This window comes from Arthrobacter sp. H14 (assembly GCF_000520495.1).
Classification (GTDB): domain Bacteria; phylum Actinomycetota; class Actinomycetes; order Actinomycetales; family Micrococcaceae; genus Arthrobacter_C.
The window spans coordinates 1-7,516 of sequence record NZ_KI914671.1; the positions used below are offsets into that span (position 1 = coordinate 1).

General features: G+C 63.7%; 8 protein-coding genes and 1 other annotated feature. All 8 genes read right to left on the minus strand.

Annotated features, from left to right (window positions below; all coding sequences use genetic code 11):
• Positions 1-567, minus strand: a 567-nt coding sequence (locus tag Y707_RS26660) for an IS110 family transposase (RefSeq protein ID WP_442853303.1), incomplete at its 3' end; no start/stop codon positions are given.
• Positions 568-880: 313 nt separating this feature from the next.
• A complete protein-coding gene (locus Y707_RS26665; protein WP_081744933.1) occupies positions 881-1,507 on the minus strand; it encodes an IS3 family transposase in 627 nt (208 codons plus the stop codon).
• Positions 1,430-1,543 (minus strand) — a sequence feature (AL1L pseudoknot). It overlaps the preceding gene by 78 nt.
• Positions 1,504-1,698 (minus strand): transposase, encoded by a 195-nt coding sequence (locus tag Y707_RS30015; RefSeq protein ID WP_081744934.1) that lies wholly within the window; start codon positions 1,696-1,698, stop codon positions 1,504-1,506. It overlaps the preceding feature by 40 nt. Before Y707_RS30015 ends, Y707_RS26665 begins: the two co-directional genes overlap by 4 nt.
• 654 nt (positions 1,699-2,352) lie before the next feature.
• Positions 2,353-3,612 (minus strand): alpha/beta fold hydrolase, encoded by a 1,260-nt coding sequence (locus tag Y707_RS30020; RefSeq protein WP_216699267.1) that lies wholly within the window; start codon positions 3,610-3,612, stop codon positions 2,353-2,355.
• Positions 3,613-3,914: 302 nt separating this feature from the next.
• Positions 3,915-4,970, minus strand: coding sequence for an ABC transporter ATP-binding protein (locus tag Y707_RS26680; protein WP_051442098.1), 1,056 nt, complete (start codon positions 4,968-4,970; stop codon positions 3,915-3,917).
• Entirely contained in the window at positions 4,967-5,761 is a 795-nt protein-coding gene (locus tag Y707_RS0115870) for an ABC transporter permease (RefSeq protein ID WP_026535813.1), read from the minus strand. Before Y707_RS0115870 ends, Y707_RS26680 begins: the two co-directional genes overlap by 4 nt.
• 29 nt (positions 5,762-5,790) lie before the next feature.
• Entirely contained in the window at positions 5,791-6,885 is a 1,095-nt protein-coding gene (locus tag Y707_RS0115875) for an ABC transporter permease family protein (protein ID WP_155853044.1), read from the minus strand.
• Entirely contained in the window at positions 6,830-7,033 is a 204-nt protein-coding gene (locus Y707_RS0115880; RefSeq protein WP_026535815.1) for a hypothetical protein, read from the minus strand. The genes Y707_RS0115875 and Y707_RS0115880 overlap by 56 nt, the downstream gene beginning before the upstream one ends.
• Positions 7,034-7,516: the final 483 nt, after the last annotated feature.

The window sequence follows — 7,516 nt, forward strand, 5'->3', positions numbered from 1 at the left end:
TCGCTCCGATGGTGGCCGGCTGGTCCACGACCAGCAGCAACGACCCGTAGCCAGCCAGCTGATCAATGATGGCGCGTAGTTTCGCCTCATCGTTGGGCAGCGCCTTATCGAGCAGCTTCCTGCCCGAGCGGCCAGATCGTCATCGAACCCACATAGCATGGACAGTTCGGCGGCCTGCTCGTCGGCCACGACGATCGAACGCAGGGTGTGCGGCATGGTCCGTGCGGCCTCGGCGATGATTGCCGCATCCCGGGCATCGGTTTTAGCCTCACCAGGGTGCAGATCTGCAATTCTTCGCATGGCGAGGCCGGGCAGGTAGCCGACCAGGATGCCGGCGGCCTGAGCCACCGCGACCGGCAACGCTCCGATGGTGGCCGGCTGGTCCACGACCAGCAGCAACGACCCGTAGTCGGCCAGCTGATCAATGATGGACCGTAGTTTCGCCTCGTCATTGGGCAGCGCCTTATCGAGCAGCTTCTTGCCCGATTTATCCAGCGCCACCGCATGATGGTCGCTCTTGCCAACGTCGACGCCGATAAAGACATCGACGCTCTCATAATCTCTGATCACCGCACACCTCCAGATCGTTGAACCTGCGTAAAACGGTGCTGGTCTGTCCTGCGGTGGCAAGCGTCGGCATCCACGTTACGGCTGACTTGTCGCCATCAAAACGCGACTGGTCTTGTCCCCATCAGCGATCACCTGACACCTATCGGCACCCGGTGACAACACCCCCCGGATCATCAAGGACTGGGGGTAAAAATCATGCCAGGACCGACAGGCCAGCAACCCCAATTCTCGCTCAACCAGGGGCTACTAAAAAGGTAACGGGGGGAAATTGCCCGCACATTGAGCGAGCCCGTAATCAGGCCCTTCGTATCTAAGCGTGGGCAGGTTGGGCTAATTTTCGGGGTTTGGGGTGGCGCCAGGGCCATTTCAAAGTCCGGTGAGGACCGCGGGTCTGAGCCCAGATCCCCATCTCCAGGGCGTCCAGCGCCAGATCGGTGTAGAGGCTGGTGGACACTTGCCAGCCCACGACGCGGCGGGAAAAGACGTCGATGACAAACGCGGCGTACACCCAGCCAGCGAACGTGCGGACGTAGGTGATATCGGCGACCCACAGCCGGTTCGGAGCATCGGCTGTGAAACACCGTTCAACGAGGTCGGTGGGCCTGTTCGTCTCCGCCGCCGGTCTCGTCGTGCGCGGTCCCTTCGCCCGGGACACTCCGCGCAGGCCCTTGGCTCGCATGAGCCGCTCCACGGTGCACCGTGCCGCCGTTATTCCATGGCGGCCCAGCTCCTGATGGACCTTCCGGGCACCGTACACACCGTAATTCTCCGCATGGATTCTCTCGATCTTTTCTCCCAACACACGGTCTCTGACTGCTCTGGCAGAGGCCGGGCGGGACCGGCGGGCGTAGCAGGTGCTCGGGGCGAACTGCAGAACCGTGCAGATCGGCTCGCCCCCGTGTTCATGACGGTACTTGTCGATGAAGGCGCACATCATCTCAACGGGCGGTCGAGCTCCGCCGCGAAAAAAGCCGACGCCTGCTTCAGGATCGTACTGGCCCGGCGCAGTTCGCGCACTTCACGTTCAAGCTCTGTGATCCGATCCGAATCAGTGCTTGTCATCCCCGGGCGCAGACCCTCGTCGATCTCCGCGCGCTTGACCCAGGTACGCAGCGCCTCGGGGTTCACCCCAACTGCTCACCGACCCGCCCAAACGCCCCGGCCCTGGTCGCCGGGTCCTTCCTCGCATCCATAACCATCCGCGTTGCCCGCTCACGCAACTCCGCAGGGTACTTCCGTTGTGCTGGGGTAAAACTATCCTCCCGGGTAATCAATGCCTCCATCAAACCCGGTACGCTTCACCAAGCAGGATGACGCCGGCCCCGGGCAACTACGCTGCTCCGGAACTCATCCTCGCCGTTCTGCCGCTGACAGTGGCGGTTTTTGCATTACTATGCCCGACGCCGGGAGGACCAGCCGTTTCCAGCACCGGGGAGCCGGTCCGGCGGTAGGAGATTGCCGCGGGATACCCGGCGGTCACCGCTCCAGCAGGGCGTTGATTTCGGCGGCGAGGTCGTTCGGGTGGTCCTCCGGTGTGAAATGTTTCCCACCCGGTATGCGCGTTAATTCAGCCCCAAGGTCAGCCGCCAGACGTTCGCCGTACTGTACCTTCTGGAAGTGGTCCGCTTCGCCCCAAATGACGCGTGCGGGCAGTCCCAGAGACGGCAGCCGGTCCGCGATTGCGATGGTGTCCTGGGACGGGCCCCGTTACCGGATTGGTATCATTTAGAATTCTTTTTGAGACCCCGCCAATTCAAGGTTATTGAGCTTTTCTGGCGGGGATCAGCGCTCCAGCAGGGTGTTGATTTCGGCGGCGACGTCGTTAGGGTGGTCCTCCGGTGTGAAATGTTTCCCACCCGGTATGCGCGTTAATTCAGCCCCAAGGTCAGCCGCCAGACGTTCGCCGTACTGTACCTTCTGGAAGTGGTCCGCTTCGCCCCAAATGACGCGTGCGGGCAGTCCCAGAGACGGCAGCCGGTCCGCGATTGCGATGGTGTCCTGCACGTCGAGGGCGGCGACCTGCCGCGTCATGCTTCGCGCGGCGCCGTTGGCGACATAGGGGGCCCAATGCTCGCCGAGGGATTCGCGGGCTCGCTGCCTGTTGTCGTGGCCGCGGTGGATGAGTTGGACGAATGTTGGGTACAGCAGCACCTCGGGCAGGTGCCGCAGGACCGGTGCCAGCCGCGCCATCATCTTCACACTCGGAATGGGCCAGGAGTCGTAGCAGACTGCATTGGTGAACATCAGTCCGGCGAAACGTTCCGGTGCCCGGGCAGCGGCTATTTGTGCCACTCCGCCGCCGAGATCATGGCCCACCAGCACCGGGGGCTCGTCAAGCTCGAGTGAATCCAGCCAACCCTGGAGGTAGTCCGCCTGCGCCGATAGACCCCAAATGACGCGTGCGGGCAGTCCCAGAGACGGCAGCCGGTCCGCGATCCTGATGGTGTCCCGCACGTCGAGGGCGGCGACCTGACGCATCATGCTTCGCGCGGCGCCGTGGGCGACATAGGGGGCCCAGTGCTCGCCGAGGGATTCGAGGGCGCGCTGCCTGTTGTCGTGGCCGCGGTGGATGAGTTGGACGAATGTTGGGTACAGCAGCACCTCGGGAAGGTGCCGCAGGACCGGTGCCAAGCGCTGCATCATCTTCACACTCGGAATGGGCCAGGAATCGTAGCAGACTGCATTGGTGAACATCAGGCCGGCGAAACGTTCCGGTGCCCGGGCAGCGGCTATTTGTGCCACTCCGCCGCCGAGATCATGGCCCACCAGCACCGGGGGCTCGTCAAGCTCGAGTGAATCCAGCCAACCCTGGAGGTAGTCCGCCTGCGCCGACAGGCCGATGTTCTCCTCTTGATGGACGGGGATGCTGGAGCCGTAGCCATGCATTTCCCATGCGATGGAACGGCCGCGGATCAGCGGCATGACGTGGCGCCACAACCGGGGCGAGGTGGGTATCCCGTGGATCAGAACAACCGGCCGGCCGGAGCCGTGCTCAAGCCACCGGTTGGTGATGCCACCAACGGTCTTCTGCTGCATGTCCATAACGGCTCCTGATCTGTATGGCGGTGCTCATCGGATCAATTTCCAACTTATCCCGCACAGGCCATTTTGACGATGGGCGGTGAGACGTTGGCGGTAAGACAGTGGGCGGTAGACGTCTCTGCTGCATGTCCATAACGGCTCCTGATCTGTATGGCGGTGCTCATCGGATCAATTTCCAACTTATCCCGCACAGGCCATTTTGACGATGGGCGGTGAGACGTTGGCGGTAAGACGGCGGGCTCTAAACGTCAGGAGATTCGCCTGGGCGGGAATAGGCAGGAGTAGATACGAGTAAGCGGGCTTCAGCTGTTGACGGCCCAGGCGGCGGATTTTTCGAAGTCGACACCAACCAGCTCGCCGATCGAGAGGTCCGGGGCACCCACCACTTCGGCTGATATGCGCACAGCAGGCTTGGCTGTGCTCCCATTATCGATGGTCAGTGTGACCAGTGTATGGGCTCCCATTGACTTGATGGAGGCTATTGATCCATCCACCACGCCGGTGCCGGCGGAGACGAGATTGACGGTTTCCTGCCGGATCACCAGGTAGGCGGCGCCGTCGTCGACCGTGTCCTGGACCTTGATACGGCCGAGCGCTGAACTGTGGATTCCGCCGGTGACTTCGCCGGGGATTTCGTTGAGTCCTCCCAGTATTCTGCTGACTGCGAGGGAATCGGGGCGGTAATGCAGTTGGGGGACCGGGCCGTGCTGCAGGATGCGCCCTGTGTCGAGGACCGCGATGGAGTCCGCGAGCACTGAAGCTTCCCGCCGGTCATGGGTGACCATCACAATGGTGGGTTCGAGTTGTTCGCGGATGAGTGAAACCAGGTTGTACATATCTTCGCGCAGTCTTGAATCAAGCGAGCTGAAAGGTTCATCCAGAAGCAGCAGCCGCGGCTGCCTGGCCAACGCCCGCGCCAGCGATACGCGCTGCTCCTGCCCGCCGGACAGCTGCCAGGGGTGGCGGTGTGCAAAATCCTGGAGCTGGACCAGATCAAGGTACTCAAGTGCCTGACGGCGGGCACGCCTTCTGGAAAAACCGGCCATGCGGGCCGAAAATGCGACGTTATCGACAACGTTTAAGTGCGGGAACAGCAGTGGATTCTGGAACACCAATGCGATACCACGACGGTCGGGAGGCGTGCCTGCCAGATCCTCCCCATCGACGAGTACTTTTCCGGCGGCGGGGTTCTCCAGGCCTGCGGCCACCCGCAGGAGCGTTGATTTGCCACTGCCTGAAGCGCCCAGCAGCGCAACACTCCGCGAGGCTTCGACGGTCAGGGAGATGTCCTTGAGCACGTCCTCTTTCGCGTCGGAATACCGGTGGCTGATGGTTTTCAGCTCAAGCCGTGAACTCATCGGATCCTTCCATGCCGCCGGGTGAGCAGCAGTGCGGTCAGCAGGGCAAGGGGCGGCAGGACCACCGTCAGTGAGAGGACGGCCGTGAGTTGTTCATTGCCGGTGGCTGATGCTGCTGACGCCAGGGTCATCGGAAGGGTCCTGAGCTGGCCGCCGCCGACTATCAGCGTGACGATGTAATCCCCCCAGCCGACGAGAAACGCCAGGAACGCCGCCCGTGACGTTGCGGCTGTGAGCAGCGGAAGGCGGACATGACGGATCGATTGTGCTTTCGAGGCGCCCAGGGAACGGGCGGCTTCCTCAAACCTGTCGTCGTATCCGGCCAGGGCGCTGCGGAACATGAATACCGTGTAGGGCAGTGCCGTGACAACGAGCAACAACAACACGCCTGCGGCTGCGGGCACATGGGCGCGCAACAGGACCACGTTCATTCCCATGACCAGAGCAAACGGCGGTATCGCCAAGGGGGCCAGCAGGATCCCCTCAACGGGCCGGGCGTACCGCCGGGGAAGACGCCGGATGGAAACCGCTGCCATGAAACCCAGCGGTGTGGCGAGGATGGCCACACCCGCACCAAGAAGTGCCGATGCCAGCAGTGCCGGAAACAATCCGGAGGACGCGGCAGATGACCACCCTTCCCAACTGTAGGTTTGCGGCAGGACGGCAGGGGCATGCCACCGGCCGGCCACCGCCCACAGGGCCACGGGAATCATCGGTAACGTAAACCACAGGATCAGCAGCAATCCCATCAGCGTCCGCCCGGCCGCGCCGCCGGGCATGCTGGTCCGCATGGAGGGGGGCGGCCGTTGGAGTGTCGGGATCATCGCAGTCCGCGCAATCGCCGAAGCAGGATCAGTCCACCGATGATGGCTACGGCACCGGCCATAACCGATACCAGGGCGGTAGCCATCGCCTGTGGCCGGGAGTCCAGGTCTATGGACCCGAACAGGCGCACCGCCCGGACCGGCAGAGCTTCGGGGCTGATCCGGCCCAGAAGCCAGGGAACCTCGTAGGAGCCAAGGGTGTAAACAAAAACGATCAGCCCTGAAACGGCCAGTGCCGGCAGCGCCAGCGGCAGCACCACGTGGGTGATCCGCTGCAACGGTGCCGCACCCAGTGTTGCAGCGGCGTCGCATAGCCCGCCCACGGAGCGGGCCAGACTGCCAACGATGACCAGGGCCACAAACGCCGATTCCTTCCACGCGTATTCGAAGATGACAGCACTCCAGAACGGGCCGCCGACGAAGGTGGGGAAGCCGCCGTCGGGCATCCCTAAAATACGTGCCAAAAAGCCTGCGTCCGAGAGCAGCAGTCCCACGGCGCCGGCACCGATCAGGTGTGGGATGGGGATGGTGGCGGCACTGACCGCTGCGACCAAACGCCCGGCCCGCGGCATGGCCAGAATGTAGGCGGCAGCCGCGAAGCCCACGGTGCAGGCAAGCAGCGTCGATGCCGCGGCGATGTACAGCGATACGCATAGCCCGCCCACGGAGCGGGCCAGACTGCCAACGATGACCAGGGCCACAAACGCCGATTCCTTCCACGCGTATTCGAAGATGACAGCACTCCAGAACGGGCCGCCGACGAAGGTGGGGAAGCCGCCGTCGGGCATCCCTAAAATACGTGCCAAAAAGCCTGCGTCCGAGAGCAGCAGTCCCACGGCGCCGGCACCGATCAGGTGTGGGATGGGGATGGTGGCGGCACTGACCGCTGCGACCAAACGCCCGGCCCGCGGCATGGCCAGAATGTAGGCGGCAGCCGCGAAGCCCACGGTGCAGGCAAGCAGCGTCGATGCCGCGGCGATGTACAGCGATACCGCTGCGGAGCGTGCCAGCCCGCCGGCGTTGCTGGTCCAGGGCTCAAGCGTGAACGTGGCCGGTCCAGTAAAGGGCGGCGTTGCTGGTCCAGGGCTCAAGCGTGAACGTGGCCGGTCCAGTAAAGGGCATCAGCCCCACGCTTTGCAGCAGGGCGGCGCCCAGACTGCCGGCAAGGACGACGACGACTGGCACAACCGCCGGTGCGGCGAGCAACAGGGCGCGCCGCGTCACGCGTGATTCGTTCATCGCCCGGAGGCCGCGTCCTGGCGCCAGGCCTGGTCAAGTGGAGTGACCCATTCGGCCGCGAGTTCACCGTGCGCGTTGCGGGAGAGCACCTCATACGGTGGAACGACATCCGATGACGGCAATTCCTTGAACAGCTGCCGCTGGAGCGTGCCAGCCCGCCGGCGTTGCTGGTCCAGGGCTCAAGCGTGAACGTGGCCGGTCCAGTAAAGGGCATCAGCCCCACGCTTTGCAGCAGGGCGGCGCCCAGACTGCCGGCAAGGACGACGACGACTGGCACAACCGCCGGTGCGGCGAGCAACAGGGCGCGCCGCGTCACGCGTGATTCGTTCATCGCCCGGAGGCCGCGTCCTGGCGCCAGGCCTGGTCAAGTGGAGTGACCCATTCGGCCGCGAGTTCACCGTGCGCGTTGCGGGAGAGCACCTCATACGGTGGAACGACATCCGATGACGGCAATTCCTTGAACAGCTGCCGCTGATCCGACGA

Bases quoted from the DNA above. Each gene is read 5' to 3' on its own strand.
- Y707_RS0115870 (WP_026535813.1), bottom strand. From the start codon at position 5,761: ATGCGGACCAGCATGCCCGGCGGCGCGGCCGGGCGGACGCTGATGGGA.
- Y707_RS26665 (WP_081744933.1), bottom strand. From the start codon at position 1,507: ATGATGTGCGCCTTCATCGACAAGTACCGTCATGAACACGGGGGCGAG.
- Y707_RS30020 (WP_216699267.1), bottom strand. From the start codon at position 3,612: ATGGACATGCAGCAGAAGACCGTTGGTGGCATCACCAACCGGTGGCTT.
- Y707_RS26680 (WP_051442098.1), bottom strand. From the start codon at position 4,970: ATGAGTTCACGGCTTGAGCTGAAAACCATCAGCCACCGGTATTCCGAC.
- Y707_RS0115880 (WP_026535815.1), bottom strand. From the start codon at position 7,033: ATGAACGAATCACGCGTGACGCGGCGCGCCCTGTTGCTCGCCGCACCG.